The sequence below is a fragment of the Selenomonas timonae genome (assembly GCF_014250475.1).
Taxonomy (GTDB): domain Bacteria; phylum Bacillota; class Negativicutes; order Selenomonadales; family Selenomonadaceae; genus Centipeda; species Centipeda timonae.
On the sequence record NZ_CP060204.1, the window covers coordinates 1,527,592 to 1,545,935 of the forward strand.

Here is an 18,344-nt window from a genome sequence, read left to right on the forward strand (position 1 = left end):
GCGGGACTATGCAGGTTTCCATCAAATGGCTGAAAGACTATGTGGATATTGACGAGACGGCGGAGGAGATTGCAGACCGCCTGACGATGGCGGGCGTGCCCGTCGAGCGCATTGTGCGCGCGGACGAGGGGCTTGAGAAGATCATCACGGGGCGCATCGAGAAGATCGCGCCGCATCCGGACTCCGACCACCTGCTCGTCTGCCAGTTGAATATCGGCAAGGAGGAGCTGCTCCAGATCGTGACGGGCGCGTCCAATGTGCGCGAGGGGCATATCGTCCCCGTTGCAATGGTCGGTTCCGTGTTGCCCGACGGAAAGAAAATCTCGAAGGGCAAGCTGCGCGGCATTCCGTCAAACGGCATGATGTGCTCGGCGGGCGAGCTCGCGATTGAGACCGAGGGGCTTCCCGACGAGCAGGTGCACGGCATCTACATCCTGCCGGCAGATACGCCTGTGGGCATCCCTGCGGCGCAGGCACTCGGGCTGGACGATGTTGTGCTCGAGTTCGAGCTGACGGCGAACCGTGCGGACTGCTTCAGCGTCATTGGCATCGCGCGTGAGATTGCGGCGCTGACGGGCAAGGAGCTGCGCTTCCCGACGATCGAGGTGAAGGAGTCGGCGCCCGAGAGCGCCGCCAATCTCGTTCACATCGGCACAGAGGCAGAGGATCTCTGCCGCCGATTCTCCGCGCGCGTTCTGTGCGATGTGAAGATTGCGCCCGCGCCGGCGTGGATGGTGGAGCGTCTGCGCGGTGCAGGCATCCGCTCGATCAACAATGTGGTCGACGTGACGAACTTTGTCATGCTCGAACTGGGGCAGCCGCTCCATGCCTATGACTACGACGCTGTCGCAGGACACTGCCTCACGGCACGCCGTGCGCGTGCGGGGGAGAATCTGCACACGCTGGACGATTCGAGCCGTGTCGCCGTTGGGGATGAGCTTGTCATTGCCGACAGCGAAAAGCCCGCAGGGCTTGCGGGCATCATGGGGGGGCTTGAGTCCGAGATCACGGAGGGGACGACCTCGGTCATTCTCGAGGCCGCATCCTTCCACGGCCCGACCATTCGCCGCACGGCACGCCGTATTGGCCTGCACTCCGAGTCCTCGGGCAGATTTGAGCGCGGTGTCGATGAGACGGAGACCGTGCGTGCCGTGACGCGAGCCGCACAGCTGCTCGTCGAGATGGGCGCGTGCACGGTGGCAAAGGGTGTGGTCGATGTCTACCCGAAGCATCGTGTTCCGACGGTACTTGAGTTCAGTGCACGCACGGTAGGGGAGCGTATCGGTGCGAATATCCCCGGCGACTGGATGGCATCCGCGCTCCGCTCGCTCGGCTTCATCGTCGAGGAGAAGGGCGTCGAGGTCTATGATGTCGCTGTGCCATCGTGGCGCGGGGATGTGACGATGATGGAGGACATCACCGAGGAGGTCGCACGCCTCTATGGCTATGACAACATCGCCTCCCGTCTCCCGATGGGCGCTGTCCAGCAGGGGAAGACGAGCGAGCGGCAGGACTTCGTCGATCTCATGCGCGAGACCTTTGCGGCGCTCGGCATGACGGAGGAGCTGTCGTTCAGCTTCACGAGTGAGAAGACCCTCGACAAGCTCGGCGTTCCCGAGGGCAGTGAACTGCGTCAGGCAATCCCCATCATGAACCCGCTTACGGACGAGTATCCGCTCATCCGCACGACGCTGCTCACGAGTGTGCTTGAGAATGCGGCGCGCAATGTCGCGCGCAAGAACATGGATCTGCGGCTCTTTGACATTGCACCCGTATTCTTCCCGAAGGCACTGCCCGTCACGGAGCTTGCAAACGAGAAACTCATGGTCGCGGGGCTGATCACGGGACGGCGGAGCCCGATTGCATGGGATACGGACAACGCACAGGTCGATTTCTACGACATGAAGGGTATCCTTGAGCGATTCCTCACGGCGATCGGCGTGCAGAAATACACCGTGGAGCGCGGCGAACACTTTGCCATGCACCCCGGCAAGACGGCGTTCTTCAAGAAGGGGCGCGACGTGATTGCCGTTCTCGGCGAGATTCATCCAACCGTTGCCGCGAACTTCGGCATTGCGCAGAGCGTCTACGTCTTTGAGATGGAGGTCGACACCCTCCTGCGCTACCGCAAGAAGAAAAATGCGATTGCGTCGCTGCCGAAATACCCCGCATCGACGCGTGATCTTGCGATCCTTGTAGATGCAGACCTATCCACGGTGGAGATCGAGCGCGTCATTGCCAAGAAGGGCGGCAAGTTCTTCCGCGGCGCGACCCTCTTTGATGTCTATATGGGCAAGCAGGTTGGGAGCGGGAAAAAGAGCATGGCATTCCATCTGCATTTCCAGTCCGATGACAAGACCCTGACCGATGAGGAAGTGGATGCTGCATTTGCCGATATACTTGAGGCGGCGCAGAGCCAGCTTCATGCAGAGCTGCGCGCATAAGGGGCGGTGAGAGCCATGACAGAGGAGAAGAAGCAGCCCCAGCGGGTTGTGATCGAGATGTTTGGGCAGACCTATCAGCTCAAGACGGATGACCCCGAACGGCTCAAGCGCCTAGCGGTGGAGAGCGACCGTCGGATCAAGGAGATGTCGAAGAAGGTACGTAGCTTCGATGTGCAGCGCATTGCCGCGCTCACCGTTCTGCAGATGATGGACGAATTCGAGCAGCTGCAGCACGACTACGACGAGCTCGTCCAGCTGCTTGAGGAGAAATAAGCACAAAAATACAGGCTGTGGTGGAAAATTCCATCGCAGCCTGCATTTTTTATCGTATGTTGAAGCTTACATTTGTCGTGACCGAGACTGTTCCGCCGGTCGGATTCGGGTAGCTGCCGACGGCATATGCCGCAGCAACTGCCGCATCGTCGAGCATGCCGTGTCCCGAGGAGGAGGCGACGGAGACGCTCGTGATCGCACCGGAGGCACTGATCGTCGTGACAATCGTCGTCGTACCCTCGAGGCGGCGCTTCATCGCCATGTAGGGGTATTCCTTGTTCGCATTGACTGCCGCCCAGAATCCGTTCGTATCGAAGGGGGCGCTGCCCGTGCCGGAGACATTGCCGTTACCCGAGCCCTGACCCGCGCCTGAGCCCGAGCCAACGCCCTGACCGTCGCCCGTGCCGTCACCGCTGCCCGTTCCGGAGCCTGTGCCGCTCCCGCCGCCGTCGCCGCTGCCCGAGGCAGAGCCTGCGCTCGTGGAGGGCGGGGCAGAGGAATCAGAGGTCGAGGACGATGATGCAGGTGTTGGAAGATCCACTGCATCAGGCGTTGGGACTGCCGTCTCGGTCGGCGTGATGGGCGGTACAGTCTGCTGTACCGTCTCGACGCGCTTTGCGACCTCCTCCGCCTTGAGCGGCTCGGGGAAGAGGCTCTCACTGCTTCCGCCGCCCTCGTGTCCGCTGCCCTGACTGAAATCAGATGCCTGCAGGTCGATCTCATAGACCTGCTGCTCCTTTTCGGCGACAACGACCGCAAGCCCGATGGCGAGAAAGAGGAAGATGACGAGGTGAACAGCAGCAGAGACGATATAGGCTTTCCCCCATGAAAGGTGTTGATCCATATATCTATCCCTTCTGTTCTGCGGCTATCGAGAGTTTTTTCACCCCCGCTCCTTTGAGCATATCCATCACCGCGACAACCTGACCGTGTGCCGTGCGCTTATCCGCCTGCAGCACGACCGCCGCATTCGGGTTCTCCTCCATGTGGCGCTTCATAATTGCCGCCGATTCCGTGATGCTCACGGGATTGTTGTCAATCGTGATATGCCCCTCCTCATCGATCGTCATGATGATCGGCAGCTGTGCGGGAGCAGTCGCAGACTGTGCCTGCGGCAGCTGGACGGCGAGTGCCTTCTGCGCGACCGTCTGCAGGCTGTTCATCATGAAGAAGACGAGCAGGAAGAAGATGATGTCGATCATCGGGATAATCATGAACTCCGGCTTTTTCTTCAGTCGATGATTGCTAAAATTCATTTTGCATCCCAGCTTTCTTTCTTCGCAGTGACAATCGTCGCGCAGAGACGCTCCGTATCCGTCACAATCGTATCGAGCTGATGGCTGAAATAGGTGTAGACACAGAATGCAATGATCGCAACGCACAGACCCGATGCCGTCGCGACAAGAGCCTCACCGACACCGCCTGTGATCGCGGCTGCGCCACCGCCCGCATCGAGCACGCTGAACGTCTGGATCATACCCGTGACCGTGCCGAGCAGACCGAGCAGCGGGGCAATCGTGACAATCGCACTCAGATAGTCGAGATAGCGGCGGAAGTTGATCGACTCCATCGACATACGGTCGGAGAATGCGCCCTTCATCGAGGTCTCCGTGCCCGCATTCTGCATGCCGCTCTCGATGATGCGGGCGATTGCAGAGGGGAACTCCTTGCAGAGTTTGCCGACTGTGTCAAAGTCCTTCTGCATGGCGGCGTGATAGACTCCGTGGAAGAACACACGCGAACCCTTGCGGTTGATGCGGTAGTAGTAGAACCGCTCCACCGCAATCGCAAGCGTGATGAGCGAGAGAATCAGCAGGGGGTACATGACCAGTCCGCCGCTGTGAAAGAGGTGGACTGCGCTCTCAAAACCTGACATAAGCTAAGCTCCTTTGTATAGATTAGAACATCATGCGCATACCGAGGCGGTAGATGCGCCCGCCCATTCCAAGGAACGGGTCGTATTGGTTGAACAGATTTGTGATGCCGGCGTAGAACGTAAGGAAGTGGTGGTAGTCCTTCTCGATCATCAGATTCCACAGACCGTAGTTCTTCTCGCGGGCGACCTTTTCCTGAGTGAAAGAATGCTCCACTGTGTTCTGGAGTGCTGTGCCTGCCTCACCTTCTGTAGGATATACGGTAACCTCGCGGGTATTGCCGTCATGATCCGTTATCGTGTATGTTCTGCTGGTCAGACTTGACGTGTCCGGTCTGACAAAACGACCTGTTGCAACACGATCGCGAATATCGAGGTAGTTCCGTGTATAGTCTCCCCAGAAGGTCGCGCGCCAGCCATTTTTCGGGTCGCTGTATGTCATTGTGAGGTTGAACATATGTCGCCCACGCCCTTCAAGGCGTTTTCCTGTTTGGCGATCACGTGCATCGAGGAAAGTATAGCCTGCTTTGATTGTGAAATCACGCGCAATCTCGTGTGTTACCTCAGCCTCAACACCTTGCGTGATAGCTCTGGCAATGTTCTTGTAGGTAAAAACGTCGTCCATCACAGGGGTACTTGCATACTTTGTATACTCGGTGATGAGGTCATAACGGTCTTGTGGGGTTGCTGAATCAAGTTCATTCAGAAGATCGTTATAATCTCCCCAATATCCGGCTGCGGGATCGAGTGATACAATAGAATTAGACCAGCGCTGCGGTGCACCAGGGCTTCCTGGATTTAGATTCTTCGAGGGTTTTTGTCCATCATAGACGATCTGCATATAGTCTTTGAAGGTATTGCGGAAGAGGGTGATCTTCGCACTTGTCTTCTTGTTGAAGTCCTTTTCAACGGAGACATCCATGTTGAGTGCCTTCTCGGGCTTCAGCTCGGGATTGCCCTCGAACTTCCAACCATTGCGGTATGGGGGGCGAGGATTGAGTGATGGCTCGTACATCTCCCAGTCATGGTAGAGTTCGGCGATGCCTCCTGTACCAAAACTTGTTCCAATATTCGTCTTAAAACGGACATTGTTGCGTGCCTTATACGTTGCACCGATGGAGGGAGAGATGTTCACACCAAAATGACTGTGATTCGTATAGCGCAGAGAGGGGATCACAAGCAGCTTTTTGCCGACCTGCCAGTCATCCATCGCATAGACACCGTAGTGAGTTAATGTGGTATCATAGACCTCACCTGGCACGGGAGATAGCTGATAATATTTGCGCTCGACGTATTTTCCGACCTGACCAGGCACCTTAATTCGCGTTCCCTCTCCGTATTCATCGTGGTAGTCTGCACCAATCGTGACATAGTGCTTGTCATGTGCCATAATGCCGACGGAGCCTTCGATTACGTTATCTATGCGATTAAGGAAGTCAAAATATCCCCAACGCATCAATCTTATGCCGGGAAGAGAACTGACGTAAAAATCTGTATCGGAGTTATACTCCGTGCGGTAGGTACGCAGACGATAATCCATCTTGCTCGTCTGCTTCTTCCAGTCGATGCTGAAGTTGTTGCGCCATGCGTCTTCATAGGCGGTCATTCCAAACATTTTACCGAGTGTGGTGTCCTTCCGCAGATCCTCATTCAGACGATCCGCCGAGAGGGTGATCGTCTCATCCTTGCCGATCGGGAACTCGACGCGCAGACTCATCGGATTGCGGTCGCCGTAGTACTGCATGGAGGTGTGGTCACTGTCATAGAGGTAGGGAGCAGACTTGTTCCATCCATAGGAGAAGTCCATATATACCCCACCGCCGAGGTCGCCCGTGGAGTAGCCGATGCTGTGGTTGTATTGATGCCCCTTCACATCGATCCACGAGCCCTCCGTCGTCAGGCGGACACGCTGCTTGTGCGAGACCTTCGTGATGATGTTGATGACACCGCCGATGGCATCTGCACCGTAGCGTGCCGTGCCCGAGCCGCGGATAATCTCAATGTGATCCACGTCGTCGAGACCAAGGCGGTTCACCTCATCCGTTGCACCGTAGAACTTGCTGAGACCTCCCGCGAGCCTGCGTCCGTCGACGAGGATGAGCGTGTGGCGTGGCTCGGCACCGCGGATGCCGACCGTCTTGCGCCCCATGTTGTCCGTGCCCATCTGGATGTCCTGCTCCGCTGCAAGTGCGTCCGAGAGCGTGCGCGCACCCTTACGGTCAAGATCGGCACGGGAGATGATCGTCTTTGTCTCAGGGGCTTCCTTGAGCATCTCTTTATCGAAGTCCACCTCCACGTGGATATCTTCGGTTGAGACTTTTGAATTGTCACTTCCCGACACGTTGTCTGCCGCATAGACGTGCGGTGCTCCAAAGCAGGCGAGCACAGCAGCGGTCAGAAGTGCATATCGTCCATGACGTAATTTTCCTTTGAATGACATACCTTGAAAATCCTTTCCTGTAGAGATGAAAAAATAATGAATACGATAATCATTATATGAAAAAATATATAGATGTCAAGAGTAACATTTATTATCAGGTAGATTGTCAAAAGTGCTGTTTTGACAATGCGAACTTTTTTTATTATACTGAATGAGTTAAGAAGTATGCTGTTGTTATTAGGACTCTTTTGTTAATGAAAGGGGGTGAATGCTTGTTATTCGATCGTATCTTACGTTTCTTCATCGTGCTCATCATGGCGATTGTCGGCGGAACTCTGTTTGAGCTTGCGATTCCGACGGTGAGCGGCTACTTCTCTGCGCCGTTCTGGCATGTCGAACTGGGCGTTCTCGGACTCTCGCCAGCAGGGCTCTGCTGCATTCTCTTCGGCACATTCCTCGGCGGCATGATTGGCTACCCGCTCGCGCCGTTCTTCACGGGACGTCTCAGACGTTTCTCCGTGTGGGTGGAGGGGCAGCTTGGCAAGATGCCGACACGCGATGTGATCGCAGGGGCAATCGGACTTTTTATCGGACTCATCATTGCGCGTCTCTTGGGCGACGCGTTTTCTATGATACCGATTGTCGGCGACTACATTCCCATCGTGTTCAGCATTGTGCTCGGCTATCTCGGCGTTCATATCATGGTACGAAAGCAGGAGGAGCTCGCGGCGGTCTTTGACTTCATCCCACGTTTCCTGCGCGATATGTCGCGTGTGCGCGAGGGTCGCATGCCCGCAATGACTGCAGCGCAGCCCGCGCAGGGGGATCGGCAGTACAAGCTGCTCGATACGAGCGTCATCATCGACGGGCGCATTGCGGATATCTGCGAGACGGGCTTTCTCGAGGGGACACTGCTCATTCCGGTTTTTGTGCTCGAGGAACTGCAGCATATTGCGGACTCACCCGACTCCCTCAAGCGCGTGCGCGGACGGCGCGGGCTCGACATCCTGCAAAAGATCCGCAAGGAGTCGCGCATGAAGGTGGAGGTCACAGAGGCGGACTTCGAGGACATCGCAGAGGTTGATTCTAAGCTGCTCCAGCTCGCGCAGGAGGTCGGCGGCAAGATCATCACGAACGATTTCAACCTGAACAAGGTTGCGCAGCTGCGCGGCGTTCCCGTGCTGAACATCAACGCGCTCTCGAATGCGGTGAAGCCGGTCGCCATTCCGGGCGATCTCATGACGGTGCAGATTGTCCGTCCGGGCAAGGAGCACGGGCAGGGGCTTGCCTATCTCGACGACGGCACGATGATCGTTGTGGATGGCGGATTTCACTGTATGAATGAAGTTGTATCCGTAGAGGTGACATCGGCGCTTCAGACGGCGGCGGGTCGCATGATCTTTGCGAAACTGACGCGCTGAATCGAATACAGGAAGGGAATGTTGCATGGTTAGTGTGGTTTTTCCCGCGGCGGGACAGGCGCATCGGATGCAGATTGGGCTGAACAAGGTCTTTTTGACGCTTGCCGGAAAGCCGATGCTCCTGAGAACGCTGCTGACGTTTTCCAAGGTGCCCGAGGTCGGTGAGCTGATCGTTGCGGTCGGCGCTGATGAGGTGGATGCCGTGCGTACGCTGCTCGGCCGCGTGAAGGGGCTTGCTCCGTGGCGCGTGGTGGAGGGAGGCTCGGAACGGCAGTATTCGATCCGCAATGGACTTGCCCTCGTCTCAGAGGAGGCTGATGTCGTGCTCGTCCATGATGCGGCGCGCCCCCTGATTCGTCGCGAGACGATTGAGGAGCTGATCCGCGTTGTGCGCGCGGAGGGGGCGGCGATTGTCGCCGTGCCGGAGAAGAATACGATTAAGATTGCCTCGGAGGACAACGTTGTGGTCTCGACGCCGCCGCGCAGTACACTCTGGCAGGTGCAGACGCCGCAGGGCTTCCGCAAGGAGATTCTGATCGAGGCGAACCGCCGCGCGGATGAGGATGGCTTTCTCGGGACGGACGACGCGAGCCTTGTGGAGCGCATCGGCGTGCCCGTGCATATTGTCAAGGGAGAGTACAGCAATATCAAGGTGACGACGCCCGAGGACATGGTGGTCGCGGAGGCGATCCTGCGTAATGATATGGGCGCGGGAGAACTGATGAAAACCGCCGTACACGAGGCGAAGCGCCTGCTCGGCGGCGTCGTGCGGCGGCGGAAGGGAGATGGAGAATGACGCGGTTTGGCATCGGCTACGATGTTCATAGACTTGTCGAGGGGCGAAAGCTGATCCTCGGTGGTGTGGATGTGCCGTATGAAAAGGGGCTACTCGGGCATTCGGATGCAGATGTGCTGCTTCATGCGATTTCGGACGCGCTTCTCGGTGCGGCTGCGCTCGGGGATATCGGCAAGCATTTTCCGGATACGGATGAACGGTTCAAAGGCGCGGACAGCGGCAAACTCCTCGAAGAGGTCGCGCGGCTCGTGCGCGCCGAGGGCTATGTGATCGGCAATGTGGATGCGTGCGTTGTGGCACAGGCACCGAAGCTCCTGCCGTATATTCCTCAGATGCGTGACAATATCGCGCGTATACTCGGGATCGCGGCGGGGGATGTCAACGTCAAGGCGACGACGGAGGAGCGGCTCGGGTTCACGGGCAGCGGAGAAGGGATGTCTGCCTATGCCATTGCGGGCATAGAGCGTGTATAATATAGGAGGTAGCAACGTGGCAAATCAGCTGAAGGAACTCTTGGGAATCGAGGTTCCCATTCTGCAGGGTGGCATGGCGTGGATCTCGGAGGCGAATCTTGCCTCGGCGGTCTCGAATGCGGGCGGTGCGGGCATCATCTCGACGGGTGGGCGTACGACGGAGTACACGCGAGATGAGATTCGCCGCTGCCGTACGCTGACGGATCGCCCGTTCGGCGTGAACGTCATGCTCATGGCGCCGAACAAGGACGAGATCGTGGACGTGATCTGCGAGGAAAAGCCGGCGTTTGTCACGCTCGGCGCGGGCAATCCCGTCCCGTATTTTGAAAAACTGCATGCGGCGGGTGTGAAGGTCATCCCCGTCGTGCCGAGCGTGAAACTCGCAAAGCGCGTGGAGGAAAAGGGCGCGGACGCCATCGTCGTAGAGGGCATGGAGGCGGGCGGTCACATCGGCGTGCTCTCGACCCTGCCGTTGATGGAGCAGGTCATCCCCGAGGTTTCCCTCCCCGTTGTCATGGCGGGCGGCTTCGGCGACGGGCGCGGACTTGCAGCGGCTCTCCTCATGGGTGCTGCGGGCATCCAGATGGGGACGCGCTTCCTCGTTGCAGAGGAGTGCGTCGCGCATCCGAACATGAAGGCAAAGCTGCTCGAGGCAGTGGACACGGACACGATTGTCACGGGTGTCACAATCGGCGGTGCCGTGCGCGGGGTCAAGAACAAGTTCTCGGAGGAATTTGTTGCGCTCGAGTATTCGGGCAAGGCGACCAAGCAGGAGCTGCTCGACCGTGCAACGGGTACGAACAAGCTCGCAGCCGTAGATGGCGACGTTGTGAACGGCATGGTTCAGGCGGGTGAGACGCTGACCCTCCTGCGCGAGATTGAGCCGGTGCAGACGATCGTGGAGCGCATCGTGCGTGAAGCGCGTGAGACGCTAGCGCAGGCGGCAAAGATTGAGATTTAAGGGGTAACGCAGGGGAATGGGAAACGACGAACTGACACGGATTCATGAACTCGCGAAGCGCGTCACGCTTCTCGAAAAGATGGCGCTGCGTCAGCAGAGTCGTATTGACGAGCTGGTGGAGCGGTTGGAGGAGGCGGAGCGCCGTGCGGGCACGCCGCCGCAGAGGAAGGAGCCGCCCAAGGCGGCTGCCGATGATCCTGCGGAGGCGAATGCCGCTGCGCAGCGCGCTGTCCCGTCCGTGAGCGATCTCCTCGACGAGGAGATGAAGCGCGATCTGTCGCGTGCCTACACGGGGGCGGCTGCCTCGCCGGTCAAACCGCCGGAGCAGCCACCGCAGGGCAAGGCGATGAATGCGATGGAGCGCGCGGCGGGCAGCTATGCGCGGGCGACGGGCGGCAAGGAGTCTACCCCGAGTGACCGCGCACGGCAGAACGAGGCGGCACGCAAAAAAGCCGCCGAGGCGGCTTTGGATGCGATTCCTGTGCACGAGCTGCGTGAGCGGACGCCCGCAGAGCGTGCGGCGGACTACATACGCGATTACAACGCGCTTTACGATGTCGTCGGGACAATGTTTCAGAAGAAAAAGGCGCAGGACGATTTCATCAAGCTCTATGAGGTGCAGGGCATGCGCTGTACGAATATGCAGCTGCGCCTGAGCCGTCCCGAGCTCGAGCCGCGCTTTGTCGCGGTCACGCCGACGCGCGATGCCGACTTCTGGGGCATGCCGCTCGGCAACGGGCTCTTTGCCGTCGTCCCGAATCCCTTCCTCGTCTACGGGGAGGAGATGCACACGGCGGGCGGCATGCGCGAGGCGTTCAACTCGAACTATCGCGCAGGGAACACGTACGGCCGCTTTACGGTCAAGGAGACGGCAACTTTCCAGTTCGGAACGATTGGAAAGGTGTTCAAGAGGGGGCAGGTCGAGGTGACGGTCTGACCACATACACCTTGTATGCGTATGGAAATGTGCGCATACAAGGTGTATTTTTATTTCCAAGCTAGTGTCCCACTGACGATAAAACGATATATGATTCACGCATGAATTGTGTATCGGAAGCAGAAAAACACTGATTTCCTGTATGACCTCGGTGAAGGAAATGTCGATTGATGCGTTGATACGACGCAAAAATGCACGCCAAGGCTTTTCCTTGTTCACACAGAAATTTGGCTGATAGATGTTCATGTGAAATTCCGTTTGTCTGTCCTTGAATGTTTGCATGATTGCTTCTTTTAAGGTATCTCCATTCAGAGAATGTGTTTTACTGATCTGCCAAATATCGTAGAAATCTTTGTATCGGCTGTTTTGTTCGCCTAGCGATATAATTGCCTCATACTTTTCGGCAATGACGGTTTCTATGGCGTAGCCCCATAGCTTGGGGGCGTCCATTGAGAGCAAAGAGGGATATGATATCTCTTTGGGAGCCGGGAGGGGAGTATCCGAGAATCCTATGTCAAGCTGCAAATAAATTTCTGCCCTCCCTAGAAATGCCTTGAATTTTACACGTATGCCATGATATTCGTCCTCTTCCGAAATATGCATTACATCATCAAGACACGGCGGCTGAAAACGAAGTGCATCGTCTGTTTCGATCTGACAAATGTCGGTGATGGTCTTACAGATCTGCTCGGTAGAACTGCTGATATGTTTTGCTAAAACGTCAATATCTTTTGTCACCCGTGACGAAAACTCGAAAATTGTATAGAGCAAAGCACCGCCCTTCAAAATAAAATGTTCTCGATATGCGGAGATGGAGAGTCGATAGAGAAATCTCTCGATGCCGTACCGTATCAATAGTTCGTTATAGTTTTTATTTTTTTCACGTCCCAGGTTCTTGAGCTTGTCTTTTACACTTTGCTCATTCATGCGATATACACCTCCGTATAACGATGGATATATTTATAGACGCGAAGCTGGCGAGAGTAATGGAGTAGCTTGTCCAGTTGACGATTTTTCTTGTTGTGCATATAGTTTTTGAATATATCGAGTGCTGCATCCAGTCCAACGCGGGGCAGATACCGAAACATATCGCAGACCACACGTTCACGATTGTAGATACGAAGGGGATAATTTTCTTCAGAAATGATTTCAATGCCAAGATCTATTATTTTTTCATTGGCAAAGAAAAATTCGATTTGTGGGTAGCTTGGAAGGGGGAGACGGCGGGATTTGTTGCTGGGAAGCGTTAATTGAATGGAAGAGGGAATTATATTTGTCAGGTCGTAATAGCTGGCTGCTGTAAACATGCTGATGACTGCCTGTGGGAACAGATCTTGTGCAAGAATCATATCATTATCCGGCAGATCGATGTGAGCGTATTGATATACGCCCTTTTGAATTCGTATCAGCTGATTCTTTTTTAATAGCTGGCGGAATTCAAACTCTGTCATATGGTGTAGCAGATCTTTTTTTCGCCATGTAATGCTATCTGTGAGATTTTTTTCTGAAGGAATCATAAAGTTCACCCCTTATCTGTTTTCTATATCCATTATACACGAAATCCAGTCATGCACATATAAATTTTTATATGTGCATGACTGGATTTTTACTGAATTATGTATTTACTTGTCGCCCCGCACCTGCGCCGTCGATGGCGACGGCGACGCCGGTCTCGGTGAAGGTTTTCATCTCGTTTACGACGTGGAGGGCGGCGCGTACAATCTCTATGCCGAGGATGCCCGCGATGCCTGCGGTCAGCTCCGTGTCGATCATGAGCATATCTGGGAGGATGTGCAGGATGTAGGGACGTAGGGCGGCGTTCTCATCAGCGGCTGTGCGTGCTGCGCGATCCGTCCGTGCGTCTCCGGGCAGGATGAGGCTTGCGCCTGCCGCCGCTCCATGCAGAGCACCAGTGAGCGCCGCCGAAACAGCGGTGCTTTCCTCCCGTTCATATGCACCGAGGATGAGGATGGGATAGGTGCGGGCGAGGGCATATGCTGTTTCGTATGCGGTGCGTGTGTCCTTTATGACCTGTGAGACGGTGAAAATATGGACGGGGATGGATGCCGACGCCGTGAGTGTGTTGAGAATGTATGCCAGATCGGCGGGCAGTTCCCTGTCTGTGATGAGGAGGAGGGCTGCCTTTGTGTCTATGGGCGGGCGCTCCGTGCCGAGGATGCCTGCAAGCTGCACGGCGATCCGCTCGAGATAGCCGAGGCTGTGGATGGGCTTTGCGAGGTTGTCGAGGCGGTATTGACAGGCATCCATGGAGGCGTGCTGGGGGGGAGAGACTGGCAGGAGCGCCCCTTCCACCGCTGCGCGATTCCCCTCCCCCGTGTCGCACGGGGGAGGCATTGCATTATGCGAGGGTGCATCCACCGCTTCCCATATTTTCAGCATCCGTTCCAGCAGTCGCAGCGCAATCGAGGAGCCTGCCGCCTCGCTGAGGCGGATGTCGAGGCGGAGGATGGGCGTGAGTCCGAGGCGGCGGAGTGCGTGGGGATGGGAGTGCTCCGTCAGGGAGGCATGCGAGGCGAGCAGATAATGTGCACAGTCGGGGGCGAGGGCGTGGGCGATGAGCGCAGCAGATGTCGTATTCGCTCCGTCGAGGATGACGAGCATGTGCCGCGCGGCAGCGCCGAGGATAATACCCGCGATGCAGCCGAGTTCAAAGCCGCCGACCTTCGCGAGGACATCCAGTCCGTCATGCGGATCGGGACGATTGACACTGAGTGCGCGGCGGACAATCTCAATCTTGTGCGCGAGGCGCGCGTCCGAGATATTCGCACCCCGTCCCGTGACCTCCTCAGGTGTTAGTCCAAGGAATGCCGCAACGATGGCGGCGCTCGAAGTGGTATTCGATATGCCCATCTCGCCGGGGAGGATGCAGCGATCGCCGCGATCTGCGCAGTCGTTTGCGAGTACGATGCCCGTCTCAATGGCTGCAATCGCCTGTGCGCGCGTCATGGCAGAGCCCTTCGTCATATTCGCCGTGCCGCGTGCAATACTGTGTTGCAAGAGTCCCGGAATATCATCATAAGCGGCATTTACACCGAGATCGGCAACGACGAGGCGCGCCCCCGCATAGTTTGCGGCTGCATTCGCTGCGCCGCCGCGTGCAATGAGATAGTTGCACATCATATTCAGCGTGGTTTCGGGCGGATAGGCACTGACGCTCTCGGCGGCAACGCCGTGGTCGGCGCAGGAGATAATGACGCTCGTCTGCGGCGGTGCGGGATGGCGCTCGCCCGTGATGTTCATATAGCGAAGGAGGATGGAGCGCAGATGTCCGAAATCTGTGCTTGTCTGTGCGGACAGCGCAGCGTCGACTGCCGAGGAAAGCTCCGTGTCGGGGACATGGATTGCCACTACCGTTTGTTCAAGAAGATTCATGCGCGCGCCTTTTCCTTTTCCATGCGTTTCAGCGAGAGCCCAATGCGCCCGCGTGCCTCGTCGATGCTGATGATCATGACATCGAGCGAGTCGCCGACGGACAGGACATCGAGCGGATGGCGCACGCGGCGGTGGCTCATCTCGGAGATGTGGAGGAGTCCCGCCTGTTTCAGTCCGATGTCGATGAATGCGCCAAAGTCCGTGATATTGCGGACTGTTCCCTTGAGGACCGTGCCGACGGCAAGGTCGGAGAGCTTCACGATGTTCTGGCGCGTGAGTGGTGCGGGCAGATCCTCGCGCGGGTCACGCCCGGGGCGCGCGATTGCCTTGAGAATGTCCGTGACGGTCGGTACCCCCGCGCCGAGCTTCTTTGCGAGCGGCGCTGCACTCATCTGCGCGGTCTTGAGTGCGAGGGCAGGGAGCTTTGCGCGGTCGCGCAGATCGTCCTCGTCCGCGCCGAGCTCCACGAGGATGGAGCGCGCAAGCTCGTACGACTCGGGGTGGATGGCGGTGCTGTCGAGCGGTGTCTCGCCGTCGTAGATGCGTAGGAAGCCCGCGCATTGGGTAAACGCTGCATCGCCGAGGCGCGCGACCTTGTGGAGTGCCTTGCGGCTCGCAAAGCGTCCGTGTTCGTTGCGATAGGCGACGATGTTCTTTGCAATCGCTGCATTGATGCCCGCAATGCGGTTCAGCAGGGCGGGCGATGCCGTGTTGAGATCGACGCCGACATGGTTTACGGCGTCCTCGACCGTTGCGTCGAGTGTTTCACGCAGCTGTTTCTGGCTGACATCGTGCTGATACTGACCGACGCCGATCGCCTGCGGATCGATCTTCACGAGTTCGGCGAGCGGATCCTGCACGCGGCGTGCGATCGAGACGGCGCCGCGAATCGTGACATCGTAGTCGGGCAGCTCGTCCTTCGCGAGCTGTGAGGCAGAGTAGACGGACGCACCCGCCTCGTTTGTGATGAGATAGTGTACGTCTTTGAGGTCGTTGTCGCGGATCAGCGCGGCGACGAATTGCTCCGTCTCATAGGACGCCGTACCGTTGCCAATCGAGATGAGCGTGACATGGTGTGCCTTGATGAGTTTCAGGAGGCTTGTCGCCGCAGATTTGCGCTCGCCGTCGCTCTTCGTGACCTGAATTACACCGCTTGCGAGGACGTTGCCGGTCGCATCGACCAGTGCCACCTTGCAGCCCGTGCGGTAGCCGGGGTCAAGCCCGAGCACCGTATGCCCTGCAAGCGGGGGCTGCAGGAGAAGCTGACGGAGGTTGTGCCCGAATATGGAAATCGCCTTCTCTTCTGCCGCTTCGGTCAGCTGCGTGCGCAGTTCGCGCTCTAGTGCAGGGACGAGCAGGCGCTTGTAGCCGTCCTCAACCGCCGCGCGCAGTTCCCCCTCGAAAATGGAGGGGCGTGCATAGAGGCGCTTGTAGATCCAATCGACATTTGCCTCATGATCGACGGCGATGCGTACGGAGAGACATCCCTTCTTCTCGCCGCGATTGACGGCAAGGATGCGATGGGAGGGCAGGGTGCGGACGGGCTCACTGTAGCCGTCGTACATCTGAAATACCTGCGCCTCCTCGGCGTCAGCGTCAAGTGTCGTTTCAAGGACAGCATTCTTCCAGAATTTCTCACGCATCAGGCGGCGCAGCTCCGCCTCGTCCATGATGGTCTCAGCGAGGATGTCGCGCGCGCCCGCAAGTGCATCGGCGGCACTCGGTACATCCTTCTCTGCATCCACGTAAGGGGCGGCTGCATCTTCGGGCGTGCCGCTTGTTTCCTTCTGCAGCAGCATGGTGTTTGCAAGCCCCTCGAGTCCTCGTTCACGTGCGACAGAGGCACGCGTGCGTTTCTTCTGCTTGTAGGGGCGATAGAGATCCTCGAGGATCTGGAGCTTCTCGGCAGCTTCGATGGCTGCGCGCAGCTCGTCCGTCAGCTTGCCCTGTTCCTCAATCCGTGCAAGTATTTCCTCCTGTCGCTTGACGAGGCTGCGCAGATATGTGAGGCGCGCCTCCACCTGACGCAGCATCTCGTCCTCAAGGGAGCCGGTCGCCTCCTTGCGGTAGCGTGCAATAAAGGGAATCGTATTGCCGTCATCGAGGAGGGTGATGACAGATTCGACCTGCTGCGGACGGATGGAGAGCTCGCCCGCGATCGCGGCGGGAATATCGGAAATACGCATGGAATCAAACCTTTCTTTCTGTTAATGTCCTTCATTATAGCATGATTTTCGAGTCGTGCATAAAGAAAGGAAACAATTCTTGCAGAAGGAATATGACGGGACTATTGACAGGAGTTTTCGGATAGAGTATTATAATACATAAATAATAATGATTTTAGTTTTAGTAAAAGAGTAAAGTAGGAATAATTATGCGAGAACAGATGATGCTGACATTGAATGAGGTCACGGATATTCTGCGGCAGAACAAGAAAAAGGTGACGCCGCAGCGCCTTGCCGTCTATGCGGCTCTTGCTGCGACGGAGGAGCATCCGACGGCGGAAGCTCTCTATAAGGAGCTGCGTCCGAACTATCCGACGATGAGTCTTGCCACGGTCTACAAGTCACTTGATGCGTTCTGTGAGATCGGCATCGTGCGTGAGCTGAACGTGGGCGAGGAGGCATTTCGCTATGACGCAGATATCTCCGCGCATCCGCATGTGCGTTGCATTGCGTGCGACAAGGTTGCGGACGTGCCCATTGCATCGCTCCCGTCTCTCGACAAGAATGTTGCGTCTGTGACGGGGTATCGCATTGTCTCGCAGCAGATGTATTTCTTCGGCTACTGCCCGCAGTGCCAAGAGGCCAATGCGGTAAAAAATTAAATTCGATCTGATTGAACATATCGCACAAAAAAGTGACATGCACCGCGCGTTCGGTACATGTCACTTTTCATGTGTTCTGTTATCCGCGGTTTCTCCGTGCGAGTATGCGGATGACCTTCGCGCCCGTGCTCTTGATCTTGCGGATGGGCGCGACGCGTGTCGTGGTCTTGGGACGAATCTCTCCGGGAGAGCGGAAATCGCCGCGTCGCAGGTGCGTCGTCTTGGTTTTCTCGGGTTGGAACACCCTGCGCATCGTACGTGCAATCGGGTCGAGTGCGGCGTCCTCCGTGCAGAGGTAGATATCGAGTGAGACGTGGCGGAGTTCGGGATGGACATGCAGCGCGAGATGCCCGTCGGGCAGAAGTGCCATCAGGGAGAGGTGACCGCTCTCCTGCACGTCGCTGATGATCTGCAGGGGGACGAGATCAAGGGTTCTGAGTGCTTCGGAGACCTTGGCGCGCAGCGCCTCTTCACTCGTATATTTTTCACCTTTGCAATTATAAAAATCCACTGTCAGCAATCTTGATTGAATGTCCATTCGATTCAGTCTCCTTTACAGTGCTCAG

Annotated in this window: 16 protein-coding genes and 1 pseudogene; 8 read left to right on the top strand and 9 right to left on the bottom strand. The window is 57.0% G+C overall.

Features of this window, described 5'->3' with window-relative positions:
• Positions 1 to 8 precede the first annotated feature (8 nt).
• Both pheT and H1B31_RS07240 read left to right on the top strand, forming a co-directional pair.
• Positions 9 to 2,444, top strand: a complete 2,436-nt coding sequence (pheT, locus tag H1B31_RS07235; RefSeq protein ID WP_185979840.1) for a phenylalanine--tRNA ligase subunit beta — start codon at positions 9 to 11, stop codon at positions 2,442 to 2,444.
• Positions 2,445 to 2,459: 15 nt separating this feature from the next.
• Positions 2,460 to 2,717 (top strand): cell division protein ZapA, encoded by a 258-nt coding sequence (locus H1B31_RS07240; protein WP_185979841.1) that lies wholly within the window; start codon positions 2,460 to 2,462, stop codon positions 2,715 to 2,717.
• Between the two features lie 49 nt (positions 2,718 to 2,766).
• Here the strand turns inward: H1B31_RS07240 and H1B31_RS07245 are convergent, their stop codons facing one another.
• Genes H1B31_RS07245 through H1B31_RS07260 form a run of 4 tightly spaced genes read right to left on the bottom strand, consistent with a single transcriptional unit; the run spans position 2,767 to position 7,030 of the window.
• Positions 2,767 to 3,561 (bottom strand): energy transducer TonB, encoded by a 795-nt coding sequence (locus tag H1B31_RS07245; RefSeq protein WP_009656144.1) that lies wholly within the window; start codon positions 3,559 to 3,561, stop codon positions 2,767 to 2,769.
• Positions 3,562 to 3,565: 4 nt separating this feature from the next.
• Positions 3,566 to 3,973 (bottom strand): ExbD/TolR family protein, encoded by a 408-nt coding sequence (locus H1B31_RS07250; protein WP_009656139.1) that lies wholly within the window; start codon positions 3,971 to 3,973, stop codon positions 3,566 to 3,568.
• Entirely contained in the window at positions 3,970 to 4,593 is a 624-nt protein-coding gene (locus H1B31_RS07255) for a MotA/TolQ/ExbB proton channel family protein (protein ID WP_185979842.1), read from the bottom strand. Before H1B31_RS07255 ends, H1B31_RS07250 begins: the two co-directional genes overlap by 4 nt.
• A gap of 22 nt (positions 4,594 to 4,615) precedes the next feature.
• Positions 4,616 to 7,030: a TonB-dependent receptor plug domain-containing protein gene (locus H1B31_RS07260; protein ID WP_185979843.1), complete on the bottom strand. Its 2,415-nt coding sequence runs from the start codon at positions 7,028 to 7,030 to the stop codon at positions 4,616 to 4,618.
• A gap of 212 nt (positions 7,031 to 7,242) precedes the next feature.
• On the opposite strand from H1B31_RS07260, the gene H1B31_RS07265 reads away from it, so the two are divergent.
• Genes H1B31_RS07265 through H1B31_RS07285 form a run of 5 tightly spaced genes read left to right on the top strand, consistent with a single transcriptional unit; the run spans position 7,243 to position 11,558 of the window.
• Positions 7,243 to 8,391, top strand: coding sequence for a PIN/TRAM domain-containing protein (locus H1B31_RS07265; protein ID WP_185979844.1), 1,149 nt, complete (start codon positions 7,243 to 7,245; stop codon positions 8,389 to 8,391).
• 25 nt (positions 8,392 to 8,416) lie between these two features.
• Entirely contained in the window at positions 8,417 to 9,187 is a 771-nt protein-coding gene (ispD, locus tag H1B31_RS07270; protein WP_009439743.1) for a 2-C-methyl-D-erythritol 4-phosphate cytidylyltransferase, read from the top strand.
• On the top strand, positions 9,184 to 9,660 hold the full coding sequence (gene ispF, locus H1B31_RS07275) for a 2-C-methyl-D-erythritol 2,4-cyclodiphosphate synthase (protein ID WP_185979845.1): 477 nt from the start codon (positions 9,184 to 9,186) through the stop codon (positions 9,658 to 9,660). Before ispD ends, ispF begins: the two co-directional genes overlap by 4 nt.
• Before the next feature lie 16 nt (positions 9,661 to 9,676).
• Entirely contained in the window at positions 9,677 to 10,621 is a 945-nt protein-coding gene (locus H1B31_RS07280; protein ID WP_037345548.1) for a nitronate monooxygenase, read from the top strand.
• A gap of 16 nt (positions 10,622 to 10,637) precedes the next feature.
• Positions 10,638 to 11,558: a hypothetical protein gene (locus tag H1B31_RS07285; protein WP_037345545.1), complete on the top strand. Its 921-nt coding sequence runs from the start codon at positions 10,638 to 10,640 to the stop codon at positions 11,556 to 11,558.
• Between the two features lie 186 nt (positions 11,559 to 11,744).
• On the opposite strand, the pseudogene H1B31_RS11570 reads toward H1B31_RS07285, so the two are convergent.
• The 4 genes and pseudogenes from H1B31_RS11570 to H1B31_RS07305 form a co-directional block, all read right to left on the bottom strand.
• Positions 11,745 to 12,485, bottom strand: a pseudogene (locus H1B31_RS11570) (nucleotidyl transferase AbiEii/AbiGii toxin family protein); the annotation flags it as partial.
• Complete coding sequence (locus tag H1B31_RS07295; RefSeq protein ID WP_037345542.1) at positions 12,482 to 13,075, bottom strand: type IV toxin-antitoxin system AbiEi family antitoxin domain-containing protein; 594 nt, start codon at positions 13,073 to 13,075, stop codon at positions 12,482 to 12,484. The gene H1B31_RS07295 and the pseudogene H1B31_RS11570, both read right to left, overlap by 4 nt.
• Positions 13,076 to 13,172: 97 nt before the next feature.
• Positions 13,173 to 14,951: a nicotinate-nucleotide--dimethylbenzimidazole phosphoribosyltransferase gene (locus tag H1B31_RS07300; RefSeq protein ID WP_009439738.1), complete on the bottom strand. Its 1,779-nt coding sequence runs from the start codon at positions 14,949 to 14,951 to the stop codon at positions 13,173 to 13,175.
• A complete protein-coding gene (locus H1B31_RS07305; RefSeq protein WP_009439737.1) occupies positions 14,948 to 17,137 on the bottom strand; it encodes a Tex family protein in 2,190 nt (729 codons plus the stop codon). Before H1B31_RS07305 ends, H1B31_RS07300 begins: the two co-directional genes overlap by 4 nt.
• 188 nt (positions 17,138 to 17,325) lie before the next feature.
• On the opposite strand from H1B31_RS07305, the gene H1B31_RS07310 reads away from it, so the two are divergent.
• Positions 17,326 to 17,778, top strand: coding sequence for a transcriptional regulator PerR (locus H1B31_RS07310; RefSeq protein ID WP_009439736.1), 453 nt, complete (start codon positions 17,326 to 17,328; stop codon positions 17,776 to 17,778).
• 79 nt (positions 17,779 to 17,857) lie between these two features.
• Here H1B31_RS07310 and speD read toward each other — a convergent pair whose 3' ends face one another.
• Complete coding sequence (gene speD, locus H1B31_RS07315) at positions 17,858 to 18,316, bottom strand: S-adenosylmethionine decarboxylase (RefSeq protein ID WP_009439735.1); 459 nt, start codon at positions 18,314 to 18,316, stop codon at positions 17,858 to 17,860.
• Positions 18,317 to 18,344: the final 28 nt, after the last annotated feature.